This window comes from Streptomyces sp. NPDC045287 (assembly GCF_056432325.1).
In genome coordinates this window covers 106991-131137 of sequence record NZ_JBWKJG010000013.1, presented here as the reverse complement: position 1 = coordinate 131137, position 24147 = coordinate 106991, and the positions used below count along the sequence as shown (strand labels likewise).

Genomic DNA, 24147 nt, shown 5'->3' with positions numbered 1-24147 from the left:
GAAGTGGGCCGATGTCCAACATGAACGCAGAAAGCAGCCGCCCGAGGCTGACCCGGATGCCGGAGTGGGCCGCCCTGGCGGAGCACCGCGAGCGGTTCGGCACGACGCATCTGCGCGAGCTGTTCGCCGCCGAGCCGACGCGCGGCACCGACTACACCCTGCGGGTCGGTGACCTGTATCTCGACTACTCCAAGCAGCTCGTCACGGAGGAGACCCTGACGCTGCTGCGCCGGCTGGCCGAGGCCACCGGGGTCGCGGAGCTGAGGGACGCCATGTTCCGCGGCGAGAAGATCAACACCACGGAGAACCGCGCCGTCCTCCACACCGCGCTGCGCGCCCCGCGCGACGCCGTGATCGAGGTCGACGGGGAGAACGTGGTGCCGGGCGTGCACGCCGTCCTGGACCGGATGGCCGACTTCTCCGAGCGCGTCCGCTCCGGTGCGTGGACCGGCCACACCGGAAAGCCCATCAGGAACATCGTCAACATCGGCATCGGCGGTTCCGACCTGGGCCCGGCGATGGCCTACGAGGCGCTGCGGTCCTACACGCGCCGGGACCTGACGTTCCGTTTCGTCTCCAACGTCGACGGCGCCGACCTGCACGAGGCGATCCGCGACCTGGACGCGGAGGAGACCCTCTTCATCATCGCGTCCAAGACGTTCACCACCATCGAGACCATCACCAACGCGACCTCCGCCCGCGCGTGGCTGCTCGACGAGCTGAAGGCGGGCCAGGAGGCCGTCGCCCGGCACTTCGTGGCCCTGTCGACCAATGCCGAGAAGGTCCAGGACTTCGGCATCGACACGGCGAACATGTTCGAGTTCTGGGACTGGGTCGGCGGCCGCTACTCGTACGACTCCGCCATCGGCCTCTCCCTGATGATCGCCATCGGTCCGGACCGGTTCCGCGAGATGCTCGACGGCTTCCGGCTGATGGACGACCACTTCCGCACGGCGCCGCCGGAGGAGAACGCCCCGCTGCTGCTGGGCCTCCTCGGTGTCTGGTACGGCGCGTTCTTCGACGCCCAGTCCCACGCGGTGCTGCCGTACTCGCACTACCTGTCCAAGTTCACGGCGTACCTCCAGCAGCTCGACATGGAGTCGAACGGCAAGTCCGTGGACCGCGACGGCCGAGAGGTCGACTGGCAGACCGGCCCGGTCGTCTGGGGCACGCCCGGCACGAACGGCCAGCACGCCTACTTCCAGCTGATCCACCAGGGCACGAAGACGATCCCGGCCGACTTCATCGGCTTCGCCAAGCCCGTCGACGACCTGCCGCCCCGCCTCGCCGCCCAGCACGACCTGCTGATGGCCAACTTCTTCGCCCAGACGCAGGCGCTGGCCTTCGGCAAGACCTCCGACGAGGTGCGGGCGGAGGGGGTCCCCGAGGAGCTCGTGCCGCACAAGACGTTCCGCGGCAACCACCCGACGACCACGATCCTCGCCGACGAGCTGACCCCGTCCGTGCTGGGCCAGCTCATCGCCCTGTACGAGCACAAGGTCTTCGTCCAGGGCGCGGTCTGGAACATCGACTCCTTCGACCAGTGGGGCGTCGAGCTGGGCAAGGTCCTCGCCAAGCGGATCGAGCCGGTGCTGACCCAGGGCGTCGGCGGCGAGGGCCTCGACGGCTCCACGGCGGCCCTGGCCGCCGCCTACCGGGCGTTGCGGGCGGGGTGACGCGGTGCGGGGGGAGGGCGCGGTGCGGCTGCGGCCGCCGCGGAACACGCTGGACGAGCGTGCGGTCGCCTGGTGGCGCACGCAGTGGCTGCTGGCGACGGCCGTGCCGACGGTCGTCCTGGCCGTGCTGGGCGGGCTCCTGGAACCCGCCCGGACCTGGCTGCTCGCCGCCGCGGGGGCGGTGGCCGCAGCCGGGCTCGTGTGCACCGCGTTCTTCCCCCGCTGGTGGTTCCGGGTCCACCGGTGGGAGGTGACGGACGAGGCGGTCTACGTCCGCACCGGCTTCTTCTGGCAGGAGTGGCGGATCGCCCCCATGTCCCGCATCCAGACCGTGGACACCGTCCGCGGACCCCTGGAACAGGCGTTCCGGCTGGCCACGGTCACGGTCACCACGGCGTCCGCCAAGGGCGCGGTCACCCTCGCGGGGCTCGACCACCGGCTGGCCGCCGACCTCGCCGAGCGGCTGACGCTGATCACCCGCGACACGCCGGGGGACGCGACATGAGCGCGGCCCCCGGCGGCGGTGGGGACTGGCGGCGCCCCGACCGGCGCACGGCGCTGGTCACCGGTGCCGCCGGGGCCGGGGTCGCGGCCGGCGGCGCCGTGCCGGCGTTCCTCGCCCTGTCCGGCCCGATGGGCGCGGGAGGCGCGCTGCTCCTGGTGGCCGCCGGGTTCCTGCTGCTGGTCGTCGGCGGCGCGGCGATCGAGACCGTCCGGTGCCGCCGGACCCGCTACCGCGTCGGGGACGAGCGGGTCGAGCTGCACGCGCGGCTGTTCGTCCTGGAGCGGCGCCGCTCCCTGCCCCGCGAGCGCATCCGCACCGTCGACCTGACGGCCCCCCTGCCGCTGCGCCTCCTCGGCCTGGTGAAGGTGCGCATCGGGACGGGGGAGAGCACCGGTGGCGGCGAGTCCACGCTGGAGCTGCACGCCGTGAGCCGCGCCGAGGGCGAACGGCTGCGGCGGGAACTGCTGCGCCGCGCCCCCGGCCCGGAGGCGACGGCCCGTCACGACGGAGAGCTGGCCGCCCTGGACCCGTCCTGGATCCGGTACGCGCCGGTGTCCTTCGTCGCGCCGCTCCTCGGCGGCGCGGCGGTCGGCGGTGTGATGCAGGTCAGCGAGTGGTTCGGGGCGCAGGGCGAGGTCATCGACCGGATAGGCGGCCTCTTCCGGGAGACGCCGGTCGTGTGGATCGTCGTCACGCTCACCGCGGTCGCGCTGTGCGCGGGAGTCGTCGGCGCGCTCGCCCTGTGGGTCGAGATGTGGTGGAACTTCCGGCTGGAGCGCGAGCCCGGCGGCACGCTGCGGGTGCGGCGCGGTCTGCTCACCGCCCGCTCCCTGACCATCGAGGAGCGGCGGCTGCGCGGCGTCGAGCTCGTCGAGCCGCTCGGCGTCCGGCTGTTCGGGGCCGCGCGGATAGACGCCGTCGCCACGGGCCTGTCGCAGGGCGCCGACGACAAGCACGACACCCACAAGTCGCTGCTGCCCGCCGTGCCCCGCGCCGTCGCCGACGGGGTCGCCGCCCGTGTCCTGCGCGAGCCCGTACCGCCCACGGCCGCGCCGCTCACCCCGCATCCCCGGGCGGCCCGCGCGCGGCGGTTGCGCTGGGCGGTGGGCGCCGCGCTGGCACCCGCCCTGCCGCTCGCCGTGCTCGGCGCCGCACTGGACGTCCGCGCCCTGCTGTACGCCGCCGGGGCGACCGCCCTGGTGCTGGTGGTGTGCGCCACGGCCCTCGCCCTCGACGCGTACCGGGCCCTGGGGCACGGCACGGCCGGCGGCTACCTGGTGGCGCGTTCCGGGACGGTGCGCCGGTCGACCGTCGCCCTCCAGCGCGGCGGCGTCATCGGATGGACGCTCAAGCAGTCGTACGCCCAGCGGCGCGCCGGGCTGCTCACGCTCACCGCGACCACGGCGGCCGGCGTCGGCGCCTACGACGTGTACGACGCCGACGAGAGCGAGGGCCTGCGCTTCGCCGCCGCCGCCGTCCCCGGACTCCTGGAGCCGTTCCTCGAACCGGCGGAGTGACGCACGGCACAAGGACGGAGCGGCCGTCTCCGGCCGTCAGCGGTGATCATGAACGGATGACCCACACCAGCCGACGCACCGTCCTCACCGCGCTCGCCACCGCCGCCGTCACCGGGCCGCTGCTGGGCGCCGTGACCGCGACCCCGGCCCACGCCACCGACGAGTTCGACCTCTACACCTCCAACACCGACCTCTACACGAAGCTGGCCGGCCAGGAGGGAGCCGAGTTCGCACGCCGCTACAAGCGGCACGGGTTCCTCGACCACGACTACGCGGAGAGACACCCCTACAACCGCACCACCGTCCTCGCCATGCACGGCGGCGGCATCGAGACGGGCACGTCCGAGCTGTGCTTCGGCATAGCCGGCTACCACCCGGCCACCCTCCAGCCCGTCGACGACGGCCTCGACGTCCACGACTACTGGATGTTCGAGGGGCTGCGCAGCTCCGGCAACCGCGATCTCCACGTCACCGCCAAGAACAACGACGACCACGTCTGCCTCTCGATGGTCCGCTCCAGCCTCAACGTGCTGAGCCTGCACGGCTGCACGGCCGCCCAGGCGCACACCGCCGACCCGCGAGCCGTGGTCGTCGGCGGGCTCAACGAGCGGTTCAAGACCCTCCTGAAGGCCGAGTTCGACGAGGTGGGCATCGCCTGGAAGGACGGCAACGACCCCGAGGTCCGCGACCTCGCCGGAATCAACCCCGACAACCCCTGCAACCGCACCATGCTCGGCAAGGGCGGCCAACTGGAGCTCACCACCGAGCTGCGCGCCGCGATGTTCTCCGTGAACACCCGCGCCGGACGCGCCGGCAGCACCACGGCCGTGTACTGGGACTTCGTCCGCGCCTGCCGCACCGCCATCGCCCGGCTGCACCAGGACCCCGACCAGGTCATCCTCTGACCTGCGGGAACGACACAGGCCCGGCCCGCGCACCTTCCGCGAGCCGGGCCTGTGCCCGTGCCGGACGACGGCCGGTCAGGCCGGTGCCGCCGGGGAGAGCGTGCCCGGCAGCCGCGCCGCCGCGGCCGCGTCGAGCAGCCACAGCGTCCGCTTCCGCCCGTACGCGCCCGCCGCCGGGGCCTGCACCTCACCGGCGCCGGACAGGGCGACGGCCGCGGCCTGCGCCTTGTCCTCACCCGCCGCCAGCAGCCACACCTCGCGCGCCGAGCGGATCGCCGGGAGGGTGAGGGAGATCCGGGTGGGCGGCGGCTTCGGCGCGCCGTGCACGCCCACCACCGTCCGCTCGGTCTCCCGCACCGCCGGGTGCTCCGGGAACAGCGACGCGACGTGGGTGTCCGGGCCGACGCCCAGCATGAGCACGTCGAACCGGGGGACCGGGCCGAGGTCCTCCGGGCGGGCCGCGGCGGCGAGCTCCTCCGCGTACGCGGCGGCGGCGGCGTCCGCGTCCGCGCCGTACGCGCCGCCCGCCGCGGGCATCGGATGCACCCGCGCCGGGTCCAGCGGCACGTCGTCGAGGAGCGCGGCCCGCGCCTGCGTGTCGTTCCGATCGGGGTCGCCCTCCGGCAGGAACCGCTCGTCGCCCCACCACAGGTCGAGCCGCGACCAGTCGATCGCGTCCCGCGCGGGAGCCGAGCGCAGCGCGGCGAGCAGGCCGTTGCCGTTGCGGCCACCGGTGAGGACCACCGACGCGGAGCCGCGGGCGGCCTGCGCGTCGACGATCCGGGTGATGAGCCGGGCGGCGGCGGCCTGCGCCATCAGCTCCTTGTCGCGGTGGACGACCAGCTGGGGGGTGCTCACTTGGCGGCCGCCTTCTTCGCCGGGGCCTTCTTCGTACCGGCCTTGCCCGCCGGCGCGGGAGCGGCCGTACCGGCACCGCCGGCGGCGTCACCCGCGTCCGACGAAGCCGCGTCCGACGGCGCCTGAGCCGGGGAATCCTGGGCCGAGGAGGGAGCCGGAGCCCCGGCCGAGCCGTTCGCCGTCTCACCCAGCCGCTCGACCCCGTACCGCAGCGCCGACGCGTACGTGTCGTCCGGATCCAGCCGCCGCAACTCCTCCGCGATCAGCTCGGCCGTGTCGCGCCGCTTGAGCGCGACCGCCCGGTCCGGCTGCCCCTGCACGCACAGCGTGGCGAGCGACCCGTCCGGCCGGTCCAGCACGATCGGTCCGCAGTCGGTCTCCAGCCGCACGGCGGTGAGACCGGGTCCCGCGGAGGTCGTACGGCGCACCGCGATCCCGAGCCGGTCCGCCAGCCACATGGCCAGCAGCTCGACGCTCGGGTTGAACTCCTCGCCCTCCACCTCGGCGGAGACCACCTGGCAGGCGACCTGGTCCAGCGCGGCGGCCAGCATCGAACGCCACGGCGTGATGCGCGTCCAGGACAGGTCCGTGTCGCCCGGCGTGTACGCCTCGGCGCGCTCCACCAGCTCGCGGACCGGGTCCTCGGCGTTGTACGTGTCGGTCACCCGCCGCTGGGCGAGGGCGCCCAGCGGGTCCTTGGCGGGGTTGGTCGGTGCGTTGACCGGCCACCACACCACGACGGGCGCGTCGGGCAGCAGCAGCGGCAGCACGACCGACTGGGCGTGGTCGATGACCTCGCCGTGCAGCCGCAGGATGACCGTTTCACCGGTACCCGCGTCGGCGCCGACCCGGACCTCCGCGTCCAGCCGTGCCTTCGCCCGGTCGCGCGGGGAGCGGGAGACCCGCTTGATGACGACGAGCTTGCGCGACGGGTGCTCGCGGGAGGCCTCGTTGGCCGCGCGGAGCGCGTCGTACGCGTTCTCCTCGTCGGTGACGATGACCAGGGTCAGCACCATGCCGACGGCGGGGGTGCCGATGGCGCGCCGCCCCTGGACCAGCGCCTTGTTGATCTTGCTGGAGGTGGTGTCCGTAAGGTCGATCTTCATGGCCGGCGCCAGCTCCGTCCGTCTCGTGCGAGCATTTCGTCCGCCTCGACCGGACCCCACGTGCCCGCCCGGTACTGCGCGGGCCTGCCGTGCTTGTCCCAGTAGTCCTCGATCGGGTCGAGGATCCGCCACGACAGCTCGACCTCCTCCACGCGCGGGAAGAGGTTGGCGTCGCCGAGGAGGACGTCGAGGATCAGCCGCTCGTACGCCTCCGGGCTGGACTCGGTGAACGACTCGCCGTACGCGAAGTCCATCGAGACGTCCCGCACCTCCATCGAGGTGCCCGGCACCTTCGAGCCGAACCGCATGGTCACGCCCTCGTCCGGCTGGACGCGGATCACCAGCGCGTTGTGGCCCAGCTCCTCCGTCGCCGTGTGGTCGAACGGGGAGTGCGGGGCCCGCTGGAAGACGACCGCGATCTCCGTCACCCGGCGGCCCAGGCGCTTGCCGGTCCGCAGGTAGAAGGGGACGCCCGCCCAGCGGCGGTTGTCGATCTCCAGCTTGATCGCGGCGTACGTGTCGGTCTTGGAAGCGGGGTCGATGCCCTCCTCCTCCAGGTAGCCGACGGCCTTCTCGCCGCCCTGCCACCCGGCCGCGTACTGGCCGCGCACCGTCGAGGCGCCCAGGTCCTTGGGGAGCCGCACGGCCCCCAGCACCTTGGTCTTCTCGGCGGCGAGCGCGTCCGCGCCGAAGGAGGCGGGCTCCTCCATCGCGGTCAGCGCGAGCAGCTGGAGCAGGTGGTTCTGGATCACGTCGCGGGCGGCGCCGATGCCGTCGTAGTAGCCGGCCCGGCCGCCGATGCCGATGTCCTCGGCCATGGTGATCTGCACGTGGTCGACGTACGACCGGTTCCAGATCGGCTCGAAGAGGGTGTTGGCGAACCGCAGCGCCAGGATGTTCTGGACGGTCTCCTTGCCCAGGTAGTGGTCGATCCGGAACACCTGGTCCGGGGTGAACACCTCGTGGACGATCGCGTTCAGCTCCTGGGCCGAGGCCAGGTCGTGCCCGAACGGCTTCTCGATGACCGCGCGCCGCCAGCACCCCTCCCGCTGCGAGGCCAGCCCGTGGTGCTTCAGCTGCTGGACCACCACCGGGAAGAACTTGGGCGGCACGGAGAGGTAGAAGGCGAAGTTGCCGCCGGTGCCCTGCGCCTTGTCCAGCTCGTCCATGGTGGCCTTGAGCTGCTCGAACGCCGTGTCGTCGTCGAAGTCGCCCTGGACGAACCGCATGCCCTGGATGAGCTGCTGCCACACCTCCTCGCGGAAGGGGGTGCGCGCGTGCTGCTTCACGGCGTCGTGGACGACCTGCGCGAAGTCCTCGTCCTGCCACTCGCGGCGGGCGAAGCCGATCAGCGCGAAGCCCGGCGGCAGCAGCCCCCGGTTCGCCAGATCGTAGACGGCGGGCATCAGCTTTTTACGTGACAAATCGCCCGTGACGCCGAAGATGACCAGGCCCGACGGCCCCGCGATGCGCGGGAGCCGTCGGTCCGCGGCGTCACGCAGCGGATTGCTGCTGTGCAAGGTCCTATGCCTCCGAAGGGGCGAGGCGCTTGAGCTCCGCCTCGGTCGACGCCAGTAGGTCGCTCCAGGACGCCTCGAACTTCTGGACGCCCTCGTCCTCCAGAAGCTGGACCACCTCGTCGTAGCCGATGCCCAGCTTCGCGAGCGCGTCCAGGTCCGCACGGGCCTGCTCGTACGTACCGGCGATGGTGTTGCCGCGGATCTCGCCGCGCGCGGCGGTGGCCTCCAGCGTCGCCTCGGGCATCGTGTTCACCGTGCCCGGGGCGACCAGCTCGTCCACGTACAGCGTGTCCTTGTAGGCCGGGTCCTTCACCCCCGTCGACGCCCACAGCGGACGCTGCTTGTTGGCCTGCGCCCGGTCCAGCGCCGCCCAGCGCTCGGAGCCGAACACCTCCTCGTACGCCTGGTAGGCGAGGCGCGCGTTGGCCAGGGCGGCCTTGCCGCGCAGCGCCTTCGCCTCGGGCGTGCCGAGGCCGTCCAGCCGCTTGTCGATCTCGGTGTCCACCCGGGACACGAAGAACGACGCCACCGAGTGGATCTTCGACAGGTCCAGGCCGCGCTCCTTGGCCTTCTCCAGGCCGGAGAGGTACGCGTCCATGACGGCGCGGTAGCGCTCCAGCGAGAAGATCAGCGTGACGTTGACGCTGATGCCCAGGCCGATGGTCTCCGTGATCGCCGGGAGGCCCGCCTCGGTGGCGGGGATCTTGATGAGCGTGTTCGGCCGGTCGACCAGCCACGCCAGCTGCTTCGCCTCGGCGACCGTCGCCCGCGTGTCGTGCGCGAGTCGCGGGTCCACCTCGATCGACACCCGGCCGTCCTGGCCCTGCGTCGCGTCGAAGACGGGGCGGAGGATGTCGGCGGCGTCCCGGACGTCCGCCGTCGTGATCATGCGGATGGCCTCTTCGACGGTCACCCGGCGGGCCGCGAGGTCGGCCAGCTGGCCGTCGTAGCCGTGGCCCTCGGAGATCGCCTTCTGGAAGATCGACGGGTTGGTGGTGACACCCACCACGTGCTGCTCGTCGATCAGCTCCGCCAGGTTGCCGGAGGTGATCCGCTTGCGGGACAGGTCGTCGAGCCAGATCGCGACGCCTTCGTCGGAGAGGCGCTTGAGTGCGTCTGTCATGAGGATTGCATCTCCTACTCGTGCTTGTGTTGGCGTCAGCGCGTCGCGGCCGCGAGCGATTCCCGTGCGGCGGCGGCGATGGCCTCCGGGGTGAAGCCGTACTCCCGGAACAGCAGCTTGCCGTCGGCCGACGCACCGAAGTGCTCCAGCGACACGATCCGGCCCGCGTCGCCCACGTACCGGTGCCAGGTCAGACCGATGCCGGCCTCCACCGCCACCCGCGCCTTCACCGACGGCGGCAGCACGGAATCCCGGTACCCCCGGTCCTGCTCCTCGAACCACTCGACGCACGGCATCGACACGACACGCGTCGGCACGCCCGCCGCCTGGAGCTGCTCGCGCGCCTCCACGGCCAGGTGCACCTCGGAACCCGTGGCGATCAGGACGACCTGCGGCTCGCCGCCCTCGGCGTCCGCCAGCACGTAGCCGCCCCTGGCCGTTCCCTCGTTCGGCTCGTACGTCGGCACGCCCTGACGGGTCAGCGCGAGGCCGTGCGGGGCGCCCTTGCCGAACTCCTTCGTCCAGCGCCGCAGGATCTCGCGCCAGGCGATCGCCGTCTCGTTCGCGTCGGCCGGGCGGACCACGTTCAGGCCCGGGATGGCGCGCAGCGACGCCAGGTGCTCCACCGGCTGGTGGGTCGGGCCGTCCTCGCCGAGGCCGATCGAGTCGTGCGTCCACACGTACGTCACCGGCAGGTGCATCAGCGCCGAGAGCCGGACCGCGTTGCGCATGTAGTCGGAGAACACGAGGAAGGTGCCGCCGAAGATCCGCGTGTTGCCGTGCAGCGCGATGCCGTTCATCTCGGCGGCCATCGCGTGCTCGCGGATGCCGAAGTGGATCGTGCGGCCGTACGGGTCGGCCTCCGGCAGCGGGTTGCCCTCCGGCAGGAACGACGACGTCTTGTCGATCGTCGTGTTGTTCGAGCCCGCCAGGTCGGCGGAGCCGCCCCACAGCTCGGGGACGACCGCGCCGAGCGCCTGGAGGACCTTGCCGGACGCGGCGCGCGTGGCGACCGCCTTGCCCGCTTCAAAGACCGGGAGCTTCTCCTCCCAGCCCGTGGGCAGCTCGCCCGCGGAGATCCGGTCGAACTCGGCCGCGCGCTCCGGGTTGGCGGCACGCCACGCCTGGAAGTCCTTCTCCCAGGCGGCGCGGGCCTCGCGGCCCCGGTCCAGGGCCTTGCGGGTGTGCGCGATGACCTCGTCGGAGACCTCGAACGACTTCTCCGGGTCGAAGCCCAGCACGCGCTTGGTGGCCGCGACCTCCTCGTCGCCCAGCGCGGAGCCGTGCGCCGCCTCGGTGTTCTGCGCGTTCGGCGCGGGCCAGGCGATGATCGAGCGCATCGCGATGAACGAGGGGCGCCCGGTCTCCGCCTTCGCCGCCTGGATCGCCGCGTACAGGGCCGCCGGGTCGAGGTCGCCGTTCTCCTGCTGCTCGACGCGCTGCACGTGCCAGCCGTACGCCTCGTACCGCTTCAGGGTGTCCTCGGACACGGCGGTCTCGGTGTCGCCCTCGATCGAGATGTGGTTGTCGTCCCACAGCATGATCAGGTTGCCGAGCCTCTGGTGCCCGGCCATCGAGGACGCCTCCGCGGAGATGCCCTCCTGGAGGCAGCCGTCACCGGCGATGACGTACACGAAGTGGTCGAACGGCGAGGTGCCGGGCGCCGCCTCCGGGTCGAACAGGCCGCGCTCGTAGCGGGCGGCCATCGCCATGCCCACGGCGTTGGCGACGCCCTGGCCCAGCGGGCCGGTCGTCGTCTCCACGCCCCTGGTGTGGCCGTACTCCGGGTGGCCCGGGGTCTTCGACCCCCAGGTGCGGAACGCCTTCAGGTCGTCCAGCTCCAGGCCGAACCCGGCCAGGTAGAGCTGGGTGTACAGGGTCAGCGAGGAGTGGCCCGCGGACAGCACGAAGCGGTCGCGCCCGGTCCAGTCCGGGTCCGCGGGGTCGTGGCGCATCACCTTCTGGAAGAGCGTGTACGCCGCGGGGGCCAGGCTCATGGCCGTACCAGGATGGCCGTTGCCGACCTTCTGTACGGCGTCCGCGGCCAGGACACGGGCGGTGTCGACGGCACGCTGGTCCAATGCGGTCCACTCGAGGTCTGTGGTGGTCGGCTTGGTGCTCACCCTCGGTCAGGGCTCCTCTCCACATGTCGCATGCCGATGACGTCGGTGCACCGGCCGCTGCCGAGCCTATCCCGTCACCAGGCCCGATTTTCCGGCTCTCCACGGGGTCCCGCCACCCGCAACCACCCTGGTGCACCACGTGTATGCGGGCCCGCTCATCCGATCGCTCATCCGTGGCCCACCCGCCGCGAGGGCGCTCATCGGAGCGCTCGGACGAGAGGGGGACCCGCCCGTCCGAGCCCACGCCCTCCCGTTCCCCCTCCCGGTCCGGCCGGGGAGGGCGGACGGGAAGGTGACGAGGAGGGGGCGGCGAGGGGGCGGGGAGGGGGAACACGACCCCACCCCCGCGAAGGGCGGAGTAGGGGCAACGTCTACAGTGGCGTGGTACGCGCGAGTCTTCACCGGCCCATCACGTCAAGGGGCGGGCTCGCAGGGATGTCTCTGTCAGGGGTGTGCGTGACGGCCGTCGAATCCCGTCCAGCGAGTGCTCTCGGGACGAGCCCAGCCCATCGGCCATTCGGGGCCCGCGCCAAGGCGTTCGTGGCGCTGACCAAGCCGCGGATCATCGAGCTGCTGTTGATCACCACGGTTCCGGTCATGTTCCTCGCGGAACAGGGCGTACCGGATCTGCTGCTGGTCCTCCACACGTGTTTCGCCGGCTACCTCTCGGCGGGCGGCGCCAACGCGCTGAACATGTACATCGACCGGGACATCGACGCGCTCATGGAGCGCACGGCGCGGCGTCCCCTCGTCACCGGCATGGTCTCGCCCCGCGAGGGCCTGGTGTTCGGTCTCGGGCTCGGTGTCGTGTCCACGCTCTGGTTCGGCCTGTTCGTCAACTGGCTGTCGGCGTGGCTCGCCCTCGGCGCGCTCCTCTTCTACGTCGTCGTCTACACGATGATCCTCAAGCGCCGCACGGCGCAGAACATCGTGTGGGGCGGCGTCGCCGGCTGCATGCCGGTCCTCATCGGCTGGTCGTCGGTCACGAACTCCATGTCGTGGGCCGCGGTCATCCTCTTCCTCGTCATCTTCTTCTGGACCCCGCCGCACTACTGGCCGCTGTCCATGAAGGTGAAGGAGGACTACGCGCGCGCGGGCGTGCCGATGCTCCCGGTCCTCGTCTCCAACAAGGTCGTGGCCCGACAGGTCGTCCTCTACAGCTGGGTGATGGTCCTCGTCTCGCTGCTGCTCCAGCCCCTCGGCTACACCGGCTGGTTCTACACGGCCGTGGCGCTGGTCACCGGCGGCTGGTGGCTGTGGGAGGCGCACGCCCTCCAGCACCGCGCCCGGGCCGGCGAGACCGGGGCGAAGCTGAAGGAGATGCGGCTCTTCCACTGGTCCATCACGTACGTGTCGCTGCTGTTCGTGGCGGTCGCCGTGGACCCGTTCCTGCGCTGAGCGCGCAACCGGACCGCCCGACGGGCGGGTCGCGTGGCCAAGGCCACGTGGCCCGCCCGTCGCACGTTGATCTACCCGGCAGTAGCATCCTGTCCATGGCAGACACCACCAAGCAGGCAGAGCGCACGGCGGCGAAGCTCGCCCGGCAGATCCAGGCGTTCGCCAAGGAGCACGGCGGCGCCCAGGGCCAGCTCGCCTACATCGGGCAGGCGGGCACGCGCATCGTGCTGGTCGGCGAGGACGGCGGCTGGGGCGACCTGGTCGCGCCGGACCGGGAGACCGCGCAGGGCGCCGCCGAGAGGGCCGGCCTCACCCTGCACGAGTCCTTCGACGGCGAGCTCGCCGCGAAGGTCCGCACGGGCCCGTACGAGTGGAGCCGCATGGCCGGCATCCAGATCGGTGGCGAGAAGGCTCCCGGGCAGACCGCCGAGTGACGCGGCGCGCCCGCCGCGACCACGACGTACCGCAACGCCCGGGGCGTCGCCGGAACGATTCCGTTCCGGCGACGCCCCGGGCGTCTTTCCGTACCGCTGCCGACCGCTGCCGGCGTCACGCCGCCGTGAGCGCCGCGCCGCTGGACGGGGCGGGCGCCGGCGCCGCGTCCAGCGGCCGCTCGCGCAGGCTCAGGACCAGGCGCAGCACGGCGATCCACAGCAGCGCCGAGCCCAGCATGTGGGCGCCCACCAGGACCTCCGGGACGCCGGTGAAGTACTGCACGTAGCCGATGCCGCCCTGGAGCAGCAGCACCAGCAGCAGGTCGCGGGCGCGCGCCCGGACGTCGTCCGGGGCGTCGACGACCCGCAGCACGAAGAACATGGCGACCGCGCCCACGCAGACGATCCACGCGAACGCCGCGTGCACCTGCGCGGCCGTCGTGTAGTCGAACGGCATGCGCGGCACGTCGCTGCTGTCGCCCGCGTGCTTGCCGCTGCCCGTCACGCCCGTGCCCGCCACGATCAGCACGGCCGACACGAGGACCAGCGCCCAGCCGAGCTTGCGCACCGGGCCGGGGACGCGCGGACGGGGCGCGGTGTCGCCCTCTCCGGTGCGCACCCAGGTGACGACCGCGACGGTCAGCAGCGCGTTCGCGGCGATGAAGTGACCCGCCACGCTCCACGGGTTCAGGCCCGTCCAGACGGTGATGCCGCCGATCACGGCGTTGCTCGCGACGATCCAGAACTGCGCCCAGCCCAGCCGGGACAGCCCGCGGCGCCACGGCTTCGTGGACCGCGCCGCGACGATCGCCCAGCCGACGGCCGCCGACAGGACGTACGTCAGCATGCGGTTGCCGAACTCGATCGCGCCGTGGATGCCCTGCTCGGGCGTGGCGAACAGGCTGTCGTCGGTGCACTTGGGCCAGGTGTCGCAGCCGAGGCCGGAGCCGGTCAGCCGGACCGCGCCGCCCGTGACGATGATGACGACGGTCATGACGACCGCGGAGAGGGCGGCCCGCCGGAGCGTCCGGGGGGACGGGGTCCAGCGCTGGGCGATGGAGGCGAGGGGGGTCAACACGGACCTATCGTAAGTCGGCGCTTGTGCACGCTTTCACGAGGGGGTGCCGCGGCGGGCCGCGCGCCTACTCCCAGCGGAAGAGGCGCGCCGCCGCGCCCAGCCCCGCCACCGCCCACGCGGCGAGGACGCCCAGGTGCCCCCACGGCACGCCGGCGCCGTGCTGGAGCACGTCCCGCAGCCCGTCGGAGAGCGCCGAGATGGGCAGCCACTCCAGTGCCGCGCGCGCCGCGTCCGGGAACCTGTCGAGCGGGACGATCACCCCGCCGCCCACCAGGAGCAGCAGGAAGACCAGGTTCGCCGCCGCCAGGGTCGCCTCGGCCCGCAGCGTGCCGGCCATCAGCAGGCCGAGCCCGGAGAACGCCGCCGTCCCGGCGGCCAGCAGCAGGAGCACCGCGAGGGGGCCGCCCTGCGGCGACCAGCCGAGCGCCAGGGCGATGGCGGTCAGGAGCAGGATCTGGAGCACCTCGGTGACCAGCACGGACAGCGTCTTGGCGACCATCAGCGCCCAGCGGGGGAGCGGGGACGCGCCGAGCCGCTTGAGCACCCCGTACCGCCGCTCGAAGCCGGTGGCGATGGCCTGCCCGGTGAAGGCGGTGGACATCACGGCGAGGGCGAGGACGCCGGGGGCGAGGAAGTCCACGGCCTCGCCGGCTCCGGTGTCGACGACGTCGACGGTGGAGAACAGCACCAGCAGCAAGGACGGGATGACGACGGTGAGCAGGAGCTGCTCGCCGTTGCGCAGCAGCATCCGCGTCTCCAGCGCCGCCTGCGCGGCGATCATCCGCCCGACCGGCGCGGCCCCCGGCCTCGGGGTGTACGTACCGCTGTTCATCCGCGCAGCTCCTTGCCGGTCAGCTCCAGGAAGACGTCTTCGAGGGTGCGGCGCTCGACCGCGATGCCGTCCGGCATCACCCCGTTCTGGGCGCACCAGCTGGTGACCGTGGCGAGGAGTTGCGGGTCGACCGCGCCGGTGATCCGGTACGCGCCCGGGGCGGCCTCGGCGGCGGCCGTGCCGTCGGGCAGGGCCTTCAGCAGGGAGCCCAGGTCGAGGCCGGGGCGGCCGGTGAAGCGCAGGGAGTTCTCGGCGCCGCCGCGGCACAGCCGCTCGGGGCTGTCCTGCGTGACGAGCCGCCCGGCGTCGACGATCGCCACGTCGTCGGCGAGCTGCTCGGCCTCGTCCATGAAGTGGGTGGTGAGCACCACGGTCACGCCGTCCGCGCGCAGCTCGCGCACCAGGTCCCAGGTGGAGCGGCGGGCCTGCGGGTCGAGGCCGGCGGTCGGCTCGTCCAGGAAGACCAGCTCGGGCCGGCCGACGACGGCCATGGCGAGGGCGAGCCGCTGCTGCTGCCCGCCGGACAGGCGCCGGTACGTCGTACGGCCGCAGGAGCCGAGGCCCAGGCGGTCGATCAGGGCGTCCACGTCGAGGGGGTGGGCGTGCAGCCTCGCCATGTGGCGGAGCATCTCGTCGGCGCGGGCGCCCGAGTAGACGCCGCCCGACTGGAGCATCACGCCGACGCGGGGCCGCAGCCGGGCCGCGTCGGCGACCGGGTCGAGACCGAGGACGCGGACGGTGCCCGCGTCGGGTCGGCGGTAGCCCTCGCAGGTCTCGACGGTGGTGGTCTTGCCGGCGCCGTTGGGGCCGAGGACGGCGGTGACGGTACCCGTGCGGACGTCGAGGTCGAGCCCGTCCACCGCGGTCTTGGTCCCGTACCGCTTCACCAGGCCCCGTACCCGGACGGCGGACTCGTTTCGCATGGCAGCCAAGTCTAGGCAGCCGCCGGGCGCCTGCGGGCCGCGGGGCCCCGGCGGGTCCCGGCGGGCGGCGCGGACGAGCATCGATGATCGTTTCCGCAGGTCAGGTTAGGTTTCCCTAAGTGACGCACGGCACCGCCGGGCCGTGTCGGCGCGGCTTGTCACTCTCTTCGGAATTACGCAACAATGGCGTTGTGAAAAACGTCGGTGCGGCTTCCACGACCTCCGGGGAGGAACTCGCGACCGGGGAGCGGTCCACCCGCAACCGGGTCGCGCGGTCCATCCTGGACCACGGTCCGTCCACCGTCGCGGAACTCGCCCAGCGGCTCGGCCTCACCCAGGCGGCCGTGCGCCGGCACCTCGACGCCCTCGTCGCGGACGACGTGGTCGCCCCCCGCGAGCAGCGCGTCTACGGCGCCCGCACCCGGGGCCGCCCCGCCAAGGTCTTCGCGCTGACGGACTGCGGCCGGGACGCCTTCGACCAGTCGTACGACAGCCTCGCGGTCGACGCGCTGCGCTGGATCGAGCAGAACGCCGGGGGAGAGGCCGCCGTCGCGGCCTTCGCCCGGGACCGGATCGAGGCGCAGGCGGAGGCGTACCGCGAGGCCGTCGAGTCGGCGCCGCCACGGGAGCGGGCCGAGGCGCTGGCCAAGGCGCTCAGCGCCGACGGGTACGCTGCGACGGCACGCGAGGCGCCGGTCGGGCAGGCCGGACAGCAACTGTGCCAGCACCACTGCCCGGTCGCCCATGTCGCGGAGCGCTATCCGCAGCTCTGCGAGGCGGAGACGGAGATCTTCTCCCGTCTGCTGGGGACGCACGTGCAACGCCTGGCCACCATCGCGCACGGCGACGGGGTCTGCACGACGTTCATCCCGCACGGCGACCCGAAACACCCCAAGACCCCTTCATCACCATCCGCAAGCACGGCCGGGAGGAACCCCGCATGACCACCGAGATCAGCCACCCCGAGCTCGAGGGCCTGGGTCGGTACGAATATGGCTGGGCCGACTCCGACGCGGCCGGTTCCGCCGCCAAGCGGGGCCTCAACGAGGACGTCGTCCGCGACATCTCCGCGAAGAAGAACGAGCCGGAGTGGATGCTGAAGCTGCGGCTGAAGGGTCTGCGCCTGTTCGAGAAGAAGCCCATGCCGACCTGGGGCTCCGACCTCTCCGGCATCGACTTCGACAACATCAAGTACTTCGTCCGGTCCACCGAGAAGCAGGCCGAGTCCTGGGAGGACCTGCCGGAGGACATCAAGAACACGTACGACAAGCTCGGCATCCCCGAGGCGGAGAAGCAGCGCCTCGTCGCCGGCGTCGCGGCCCAGTACGAGTCCGAGGTCGTGTACCACCAGATCCGCGAGGACCTGGAGAAGCAGGGCGTCATCTTCCTGGACACGGACACGGCGCTCAAGGAGCACCCGGAGCTGTTCCAGGAGTACTTCGGCACGGTCATCCCGGTCGGCGACAACAAGTTCGCCTCGCTGAACACGGCCGTGTGGTCCGGCGGCTCCTTCATCTACGTGCCGAAGGGCGTGCACGTCGACATCCCGCTCCAGGCCTACTTCCGGATCAACACGGAGAACATGGGCCAGTTCGAGCGGACGCTGATCATCGTCGACGAGGACGCCTACGTCCACTACGTCGAGGGCTGCACCGCCCCGATCTACTCCTCCGACTCGCTGCACAGCGCCGTCGTCGAGATCATCGTGAAGAAGGGCGCGCGCTGCCGCTACACGACGATCCAGAACTGGTCGAACAACGTCTACAACCTGGTCACCAAGCGTGCCGTGGCGTACGAGGGCGCGACCATGGAGTGGGTCGACGGCAACATCGGCTCCAAGGTCACCATGAAGTACCCGGCCGTCTACCTGATGGGCGAGCACGCCAAGGGCGAGACCCTGTCCATCGCCTTCGCCGGCGAGGGCCAGCACCAGGACGCCGGCGCCAAGATGGTCCACATGGCGCCGAACACCTCCTCCAACATCGTCTCCAAGTCGGTGGCGCGGGGCGGTGGCCGCACCTCCTACCGCGGCCTCATCGAGATCGGCGAGGGCGCCCCGGGCTCCAAGTCCAACGTGCTCTGCGACGCCCTCCTCGTCGACACGATCTCCCGCTCCGACACGTACCCGTACGTCGACGTGCGCGAGGACGACGTGTCCATGGGCCACGAGGCCACGGTCTCGAAGGTCTCCGAGGACCAGCTCTTCTACCTGATGAGCCGCGGCCTCTCCGAGGACGAGGCCATGGCGATGATCGTGCGCGGCTTCGTCGAGCCGATCGCCAAGGAGCTGCCGATGGAGTACGCGCTGGAGCTCAACCGGCTGATCGAGCTGCAGATGGAGGGCGCGGTCGGCTGACCCGCCCGCCCCGCCCGAACGACTTGACGACGTACGCACGTAGGAAGAGAAACCACGACAGCCATGGCTGAGAACATCCCGGTGGGCTCGACCACCGCCGGCTCCATCGCGGTGGCGGCGGAGTCGACCGTCGCCACGCGCATGAGCGCCCCCCCGTCCTTCGACGTCGCGGACTTCCCCGTCCCGCACGGCCGCGAGGAGGAGTGGCGGTTCACGCCGCTGGAGCGTCTGCGCGGTCTGCACGACGGCACCGCCGCCGCCACCGGTGAGGGGGTGCGCGTCGAGGTGACCGCGCCCGACGCCGTCACCGTCGAGACCGTCGGCCGCGACGACGCGCGCCTCGGCAGGGCGGGCACGCCGGTGGACCGGGTCGCCGCCCAGGCGTACTCCTCGTTCGAGAAGGCCACGGTCGTGACCGTGCCCAAGGAGACCGTGCTCTCCGAGCCCGTCCGCATCGCCGTGCACGGCGACGGCGGCACCTCCTTCGGCCACCTCACCGTCGAGGTCGGGGCCTTCGCCGAGGCCGTCGTGGTCATCGACCACACGGGCGAGGCCGTCCTCGCCGCCAACGTCGACTACGTCCTCGGCGACGGCGCCAAGCTGACCGTCGTCTCCGTCCAGGACTGGGACGACAAGGCCGTCCACGTGGCGCAGCACAACGCGCTCGTCGGCCGCGACGCCTCCTTCAAGTCCGTCGTCGTCACCTTCGGCGGGGACCTCGTCCGCATCCACCCGCGCGTCGAGTACGCCGGGACGGGCGGCGGAGCCGAGCTGTTCGGCCTGTACTTCACCAACGCCGGCCAGCACCAGGAGCACCGCCTCCTCGTCACCCACAACGCCCCGCACTGCACGTCGAACGTCGTCTACAAGGGCGCCCTCCAGGGCGAGGAGGCGCACGCCGTGTGGATCGGCGACGTCCTCATCCAGGCGTCGGCCGAGGGCACCGACACGTACGAGATGAACCGCAACCTCGTCCTCACGGACGGTGCCCGGGTCGACTCGGTGCCGAACCTGGAGATCGAGACCGGTGAGATCGCCGGTGCCGGCCACGCCTCGGCGACCGGCCGCTTCGACGACGAGCAGCTCTTCTACCTGATGGCCCGCGGCATCCCGGAGGTCGAGGCCCGCCGCCTCGTCGTCCGCGGCTTCTTCGCCGAGCTGGTCCAGCAGATCGGCCTGCCCGACGTCGAGCAGCGGCTCATCGAGAAGATCGAGGCGGAGCTGGAGGCGTCCGTCTGATGGCCTTCGTCCGCGCCTGTGGCCTGAGCGAGCTGACGGAGGACACCCCGACGCGGGTGGAGATCGACGGCACGCCGGTCTCCGTGGTCCTCACCGAGGGGGAGGTGTTCGCGATCAACGACATCTGCTCGCACGCGAACGTGTCCCTCTCGGAGGGCGAGGTCGAGGACTGCGCCATCGAGTGCTGGCTGCACGGCTCCAGCTTCGACCTCCGCACCGGCAAGCCGTCCGGCCTTCCCGCGACGCGCCCCGTCCCCGTATACCCCGTAAAGATCGAAGGGGACGATGTGCTCGTCTCCGTCACCCAGGAGTCCTGAGACACCCATGGCAACGCTTGAAATCCGCGACCTGCACGTCTCCGTCGAGGCCGACAACGCCACGAAGGAGATCCTCAAGGGCGTCGACCTGACCGTGAAGCAGGGCGAGACCCACGCCATCATGGGCCCCAACGGCTCCGGCAAGTCCACCCTCGCCTACTCCCTCGCCGGCCACCCGAAGTACACGATCACCGGCGGCACCGTCACCCTCGACGGTGAGGACGTCCTGGAGATGTCCGTCGACGAGCGCGCCCGCGCCGGCGTCTTCCTCGCCATGCAGTACCCGGTCGAGGTCCCCGGTGTCTCCGTCTCCAACTTCCTGCGCACCTCCGCCACCGCCATCCGCGGCGAGGCCCCCAAGCTGCGCACCTGGGTGAAGGAGGTCAAGGAGGCCATGGAGCGCCTCAACATGGACCCGTCCTTCGCCGAGCGGAACGTCAACGAGGGCTTCTCCGGCGGTGAGAAGAAGCGCCACGAGATCCTCCAGCTCGAACTGCTCAAGCCGAAGATCGCGATCCTCGACGAGACCGACTCCGGCCTCGACGTCGACGCGCTGCGCATCGTCTCCGAGGGCGTCAACCGGGTCCGCGAGAGCGGCGAGGTCGGCACCATGCTGATCACGCACTACACGCGCATCCTCCGCTACATCAAGCCGGACCACGTCCACGTCTTCGCCGGCGGCCGGATCGTCGAGTCGGGCGGCCCCGAGCTGGCCGACAAGCTGGAGGCCGAGGGGTACGAGTCCTACACGAAGGGTGGCGCATCCGCGTGACACAGCTTCCGGGCCTCCTCGACACCGAGGCGATCCGCAAGGACTTCCCGATCCTGGACCGCGTCCTCCACGACGGCAAGAAGCTCGTCTACCTGGACAACGCGGCGACGTCCCAGACGCCGCGCCAGGTGCTCGACGTGCTCAACGAGTACTACGAGCAGCACAACGCCAACGTCCACCGTGGTGTGCACGTCCTCGCCGAGGAGGCCACGGAGCTGTACGAGGGCGCCCGCGACAAGGTGGCGGCCTTCATCAACGCGCCCAGCCGCAACGAGGTGATCTTCACCAAGAACGCCTCGGAGTCGCTGAACCTCGTCGCCAACATGCTGGGCTGGGCCGACGAGCCCTACCGCGTGGACGCCGACACCGAGATCGTCATCACGGAGATGGAGCACCACTCCAACATCGTCCCGTGGCAGCTGCTCGCGCAGCGCACCGGCGCGAAGCTGAAGTGGTTCGGGCTGACCGACGACGGCCGGCTCGACCTCTCCCGGATCGACGAGGTCATCACGCCGAAGACGAAGATCGTCTCCTTCGTGCTGGTCTCCAACATCCTCGGCACGTTCAACCCGGTCGAGGCGATCATCCGCCGCGCCCAGGAGGTCGGCGCGCTCGTCCTCGTCGACGCGTCGCAGGCCGCCCCGCACATGCCGCTGGACGTGCAGGCCCTCCAGGCCGACTTCGTGGCCTTCACCGGCCACAAGATGTGCGGCCCGACCGGCATCGGCGTGCTGTGGGGCCGCCAGGAGCTGCTGGAGGACCTCCCGCCGTTCCTCGGCGGCGGCGAGATGATCGAGACCGTCTCGATGAGCTCGTCGACGTACGCCCCCGCGCCCCACAAGTTCGAGGCGGGCACGCCGCCGATCGCCCAGGCCGTCGGCCTCGGCGCGGCCGTGGACTACCTCACCTCGATCGGCATGGACAAGATCGCCGCTCATGAGCACGCGCTCACCGAGTACGCGGTCCGGCGCCTCCGCGAGGTCCCCGACCTGCGGATCATCGGCCCCACCACGGCCGAGGACCGAGGCGCGGCCATCTCCTTCACGCTCGGCGACATCCACCCCCACGACGTGGGCCAGGTCCTCGACGAGCAGGGCATCGCGGTCCGGGTCGGCCACCACTGCGCACGGCCCGTCTGCCTCCGGTACGGAATTCCCGCGACCACACGAGCGTCGTTCTATCTGTACTCCACGCCCGCCGAGGTCGACGCCCTGGTGGACGGCTTGGAGCACGTCCGTAACTTCTTCGGATGAGGGGCTGACTCGTGAAGCTGGATTCGATGTACCAGGACGTCATCCTGGACCACTACAAGCACCCGCACGGGCGGGGCTTGCGGCCGGGCGACGCCGAGGTGCACCACGTCAACCCGACGTGCGGTGACGAGATCACGCTCCGTGTGAAGTACGACGGCTCGCGCGTCGCGGACGTGTCGTACGAGGGGCAGGGCTGCTCCATCAGCCAGGCCTCCGCCTCCGTGCTGAACGAGCTCCTCGTCGGCAGGGAGCTGGAGGAGGCGCGGCGGATCCAGGACACGTTCCTGGAGCTGATGCAGTCCAAGGGCCGGATCGAGCCCGACGACGCGATGGAGGAGCTGCTGGAGGACGCGGTCGCGTTCGCCGGCGTCTCCAAGTACCCGGCCCGGGTGAAGTGCGCGCTGCTGAGCTGGATGGCGTGGAAGGACGCGACCGCCCAGGCCCTGGGCGACGAGCCCGCGAAGGCGGATAGGAAGACGGCATGAGCGAGAACGAGACGGCAACGGTGAAGCCCGCCTCCGAGGACGAGATCCGCGAGGCCCTGTACGACGTCGTCGACCCCGAGCTGGGCATCGACGTCGTCAACCTCGGCCTGATCTACGGCATCCACGTCGACGACTCCAACGTCGCGACGCTGGACATGACGCTGACGTCGGCGGCCTGCCCGCTGACGGACGTGATCGAGGACCAGGCGAAGGCGGCGACGGACGGCATCGTCAACGAGCTGAAGATCAACTGGGTCTGGATGCCGCCGTGGGGCCCCGACAAGATCACGGACGACGGGCGCGAGCAGCTGCGCGCGCTCGGCTTCAACGTCTGATCCGCCGTCTGTTCGACGCCTGATTCGACGCCCGAGGCACCCGCCCGCGGTCCGAGGCCCCTCGGACCGCGGCGGACGGCCGGACCCGCCGGACCGACCCGGCGGGCCCGGCCGTTCGTCGTTCTCCGCCGCCGTACGCCGTACGCCGTACGCCGTCGCTGTTGCCGCTGTCCGCTGTCCGCCGTTCGGCGTCGTCCGCCGTCCGTCGCCGTCCCCAGTCCACATCCCCTGTCCACCGCCGTCGTCCGTCCCCGTGCGGGACTCCGCGCGGCCGTCCGGGGGGCAGGCGGGCCGGGAGGTGAGACCGGTTAGCACCCGGGCGGGCCGGGCGGTTAGGTTCAGGGCATGACTTCTGCACCTCGTACCACCGGAGCCGTGGCCGCCGGCCTCGCCACCATCGCCGGTGACGGCACCGTTCTCGACACCTGGTTCCCCGCGCCCGAGCTCACCGAGGAGGCCGGGCCCGCCGGGACCGAGCGGCTCACCCCCGACCAGGCCGTGAACCTCCTCGGGGAGGGCGCCGCCAAGGCCGTCGGCGTCGACGCCCGCCGCGGCGTCGAGGTCGTCGCCGTACGCACCGTGATCGCCTCCCTGGACGAGAAGCCGCTCGACGCGCACGACGCCTACCTGCGGCTGCACCTGCTCAGCCACCGGCTCGTCAAGCCGCACGGCCAGAACCTCGACGGCATCTTCGGCCTCCTCGCCAACGTGGCCTGGACGAGCCTCGGGCCCGTCGCCGTCGACGACATCGAGAAGGTCCGCCTCAACGCCCGCGCCGAGGGCCTGCACCTCCAGGTGACCGGCGTCGACAAGTTCCCGCGGATGACGGACTACGTCGCCCCGAAGGGCGTGCGCATCGCGGACGCCGACCGCGTCCGGCTCGGCGCGCACCTCGCGGCCGGCACGACCGTCATGCACGAGGGCTTCGTCAACTTCAACGCGGGCACGCTCGGCACGTCCATGGTCGAGGGTCGGATCTCCGCCGGCGTCGTCATCGGCGACGGCTCCGACATCGGCGGCGGCGCCTCCACCATGGGCACCCTGTCCGGCGGCGGTAACGTCGTGATCTCCATCGGCGAGCGCTGCCTGATCGGCGCCGAGGCGGGCGTCGGCATCGCGCTGGGCGACGAGTGCGTCGTCGAGGCCGGCCTGTACGTCACCGCCGGCACGCGCGTCACCATGCCCGACGGGCAGGTCGTCAAGGCCCGCGAGCTGTCCGGCGCCTCGAACATCCTGTTCCGCCGCAACTCGGTCACCGGCACCGTCGAGGCCCGCCCGAACAACGCGGTCTGGGGCGGCCTGAACGACATCCTGCACAGCCACAACTGACCACGGGCGGCCGCGACCTGCGGCCGCCTTATCAATCAACGCCGTGACCTGCTGCTGAGCTGT

The 24147-nt window shown here is 71.7% G+C and carries 23 protein-coding genes; 15 read left to right on the top strand and 8 right to left on the bottom strand.

The genetic code is table 11. From position 1 onward, the window contains the following. Positions 1-20 precede the first annotated feature (20 nt). From pgi to AC07D6_RS22010, 4 genes are read left to right on the top strand one after another with little or no spacing between them, the layout of a single operon-like run. Entirely contained in the window at positions 21-1676 is a 1656-nt protein-coding gene (pgi, locus tag AC07D6_RS22025; protein WP_479046947.1) for a glucose-6-phosphate isomerase, read from the top strand. Between the two features lie 22 nt (positions 1677-1698). Then, positions 1699-2181: a PH domain-containing protein gene (locus AC07D6_RS22020; RefSeq protein ID WP_315876432.1), complete on the top strand. Its 483-nt coding sequence runs from the start codon at positions 1699-1701 to the stop codon at positions 2179-2181. After that, positions 2178-3698 (top strand): PH domain-containing protein, encoded by a 1521-nt coding sequence (locus AC07D6_RS22015; RefSeq protein WP_479046776.1) that lies wholly within the window; start codon positions 2178-2180, stop codon positions 3696-3698. Before AC07D6_RS22020 ends, AC07D6_RS22015 begins: the two co-directional genes overlap by 4 nt. Positions 3699-3754: 56 nt before the next feature. Further along, positions 3755-4603 carry a poly-gamma-glutamate hydrolase family protein gene (locus AC07D6_RS22010; RefSeq protein WP_479046774.1) on the top strand — a complete coding sequence of 283 codons (849 nt, stop codon included), beginning with the start codon at positions 3755-3757 and terminating at the stop codon, positions 4601-4603. 75 nt (positions 4604-4678) lie between these two features. Here AC07D6_RS22010 and pgl read toward each other — a convergent pair whose 3' ends face one another. The 5 genes from pgl to tkt are packed head-to-tail and all read right to left on the bottom strand — an operon-like array spanning position 4679 to position 11333. Continuing rightward, positions 4679-5461, bottom strand: a complete 783-nt coding sequence (gene pgl / locus AC07D6_RS22005; RefSeq protein WP_479046772.1) for a 6-phosphogluconolactonase — start codon at positions 5459-5461, stop codon at positions 4679-4681. Then, entirely contained in the window at positions 5458-6567 is a 1110-nt protein-coding gene (opcA, locus tag AC07D6_RS22000) for a glucose-6-phosphate dehydrogenase assembly protein OpcA (RefSeq protein ID WP_315876428.1), read from the bottom strand. Before opcA ends, pgl begins: the two co-directional genes overlap by 4 nt. Continuing rightward, positions 6564-8087, bottom strand: coding sequence for a glucose-6-phosphate dehydrogenase (gene zwf, locus AC07D6_RS21995; protein WP_315876427.1), 1524 nt, complete (start codon positions 8085-8087; stop codon positions 6564-6566). The genes opcA and zwf overlap by 4 nt, the downstream gene beginning before the upstream one ends. 4 nt (positions 8088-8091) lie before the next feature. Beyond that, on the bottom strand, positions 8092-9210 hold the full coding sequence (gene tal / locus AC07D6_RS21990; protein WP_315876425.1) for a transaldolase: 1119 nt from the start codon (positions 9208-9210) through the stop codon (positions 8092-8094). A 35-nt stretch (positions 9211-9245) separates the two neighbouring features. Beyond that, positions 9246-11333 carry a transketolase gene (gene tkt, locus AC07D6_RS21985; RefSeq protein WP_315876424.1) on the bottom strand — a complete coding sequence of 696 codons (2088 nt, stop codon included), beginning with the start codon at positions 11331-11333 and terminating at the stop codon, positions 9246-9248. Between the two features lie 456 nt (positions 11334-11789). Between tkt and AC07D6_RS21980 the strand changes: the two genes are divergently transcribed. Next, positions 11790-12731: a heme o synthase gene (locus AC07D6_RS21980; RefSeq protein WP_315876423.1), complete on the top strand. Its 942-nt coding sequence runs from the start codon at positions 11790-11792 to the stop codon at positions 12729-12731. A 95-nt stretch (positions 12732-12826) separates the two neighbouring features. Then, positions 12827-13165, top strand: coding sequence for a hypothetical protein (locus AC07D6_RS21975; protein ID WP_315876421.1), 339 nt, complete (start codon positions 12827-12829; stop codon positions 13163-13165). Between the two features lie 115 nt (positions 13166-13280). Here AC07D6_RS21975 and AC07D6_RS21970 read toward each other — a convergent pair whose 3' ends face one another. From AC07D6_RS21970 to AC07D6_RS21960, 3 genes are all read right to left on the bottom strand, one after another. Then, complete coding sequence (locus tag AC07D6_RS21970; RefSeq protein ID WP_479046768.1) at positions 13281-14243, bottom strand: COX15/CtaA family protein; 963 nt, start codon at positions 14241-14243, stop codon at positions 13281-13283. Between the two features lie 64 nt (positions 14244-14307). Then, complete coding sequence (locus tag AC07D6_RS21965; protein ID WP_479046766.1) at positions 14308-15075, bottom strand: ABC transporter permease; 768 nt, start codon at positions 15073-15075, stop codon at positions 14308-14310. Beyond that, complete coding sequence (locus AC07D6_RS21960; RefSeq protein WP_479046763.1) at positions 15072-15998, bottom strand: ABC transporter ATP-binding protein; 927 nt, start codon at positions 15996-15998, stop codon at positions 15072-15074. Before AC07D6_RS21960 ends, AC07D6_RS21965 begins: the two co-directional genes overlap by 4 nt. 191 nt (positions 15999-16189) lie before the next feature. On the opposite strand from AC07D6_RS21960, the gene AC07D6_RS21955 reads away from it, so the two are divergent. From AC07D6_RS21955 to dapD, 9 genes are all read left to right on the top strand, one after another. Next, a complete protein-coding gene (locus tag AC07D6_RS21955; RefSeq protein ID WP_315876416.1) occupies positions 16190-16942 on the top strand; it encodes a helix-turn-helix transcriptional regulator in 753 nt (250 codons plus the stop codon). Next, positions 16939-18354: a Fe-S cluster assembly protein SufB gene (gene sufB, locus AC07D6_RS21950; protein ID WP_315876415.1), complete on the top strand. Its 1416-nt coding sequence runs from the start codon at positions 16939-16941 to the stop codon at positions 18352-18354. Before AC07D6_RS21955 ends, sufB begins: the two co-directional genes overlap by 4 nt. Positions 18355-18417: 63 nt before the next feature. Then, positions 18418-19593 (top strand): Fe-S cluster assembly protein SufD, encoded by a 1176-nt coding sequence (gene sufD, locus AC07D6_RS21945; protein ID WP_479046759.1) that lies wholly within the window; start codon positions 18418-18420, stop codon positions 19591-19593. Further along, positions 19593-19910 carry a bifunctional 3-phenylpropionate/cinnamic acid dioxygenase ferredoxin subunit gene (locus AC07D6_RS21940; RefSeq protein ID WP_479046758.1) on the top strand — a complete coding sequence of 106 codons (318 nt, stop codon included), beginning with the start codon at positions 19593-19595 and terminating at the stop codon, positions 19908-19910. The genes sufD and AC07D6_RS21940 overlap by 1 nt, the downstream gene beginning before the upstream one ends. Positions 19911-19917: 7 nt before the next feature. Next, positions 19918-20682 carry a Fe-S cluster assembly ATPase SufC gene (gene sufC / locus AC07D6_RS21935; protein ID WP_315876412.1) on the top strand — a complete coding sequence of 255 codons (765 nt, stop codon included), beginning with the start codon at positions 19918-19920 and terminating at the stop codon, positions 20680-20682. After that, entirely contained in the window at positions 20679-21935 is a 1257-nt protein-coding gene (locus tag AC07D6_RS21930) for a cysteine desulfurase (RefSeq protein ID WP_315876411.1), read from the top strand. The genes sufC and AC07D6_RS21930 overlap by 4 nt, the downstream gene beginning before the upstream one ends. Before the next feature lie 11 nt (positions 21936-21946). Beyond that, positions 21947-22420 carry a Fe-S cluster assembly sulfur transfer protein SufU gene (gene sufU / locus AC07D6_RS21925; RefSeq protein ID WP_315876410.1) on the top strand — a complete coding sequence of 158 codons (474 nt, stop codon included), beginning with the start codon at positions 21947-21949 and terminating at the stop codon, positions 22418-22420. Next, positions 22417-22755, top strand: a complete 339-nt coding sequence (locus AC07D6_RS21920) for a metal-sulfur cluster assembly factor (RefSeq protein ID WP_315876409.1) — start codon at positions 22417-22419, stop codon at positions 22753-22755. Before sufU ends, AC07D6_RS21920 begins: the two co-directional genes overlap by 4 nt. A 345-nt stretch (positions 22756-23100) precedes the next feature. Continuing rightward, positions 23101-24084 (top strand): 2,3,4,5-tetrahydropyridine-2,6-dicarboxylate N-succinyltransferase, encoded by a 984-nt coding sequence (dapD, locus tag AC07D6_RS21915; protein WP_315876408.1) that lies wholly within the window; start codon positions 23101-23103, stop codon positions 24082-24084. Positions 24085-24147 lie beyond the last annotated feature (63 nt).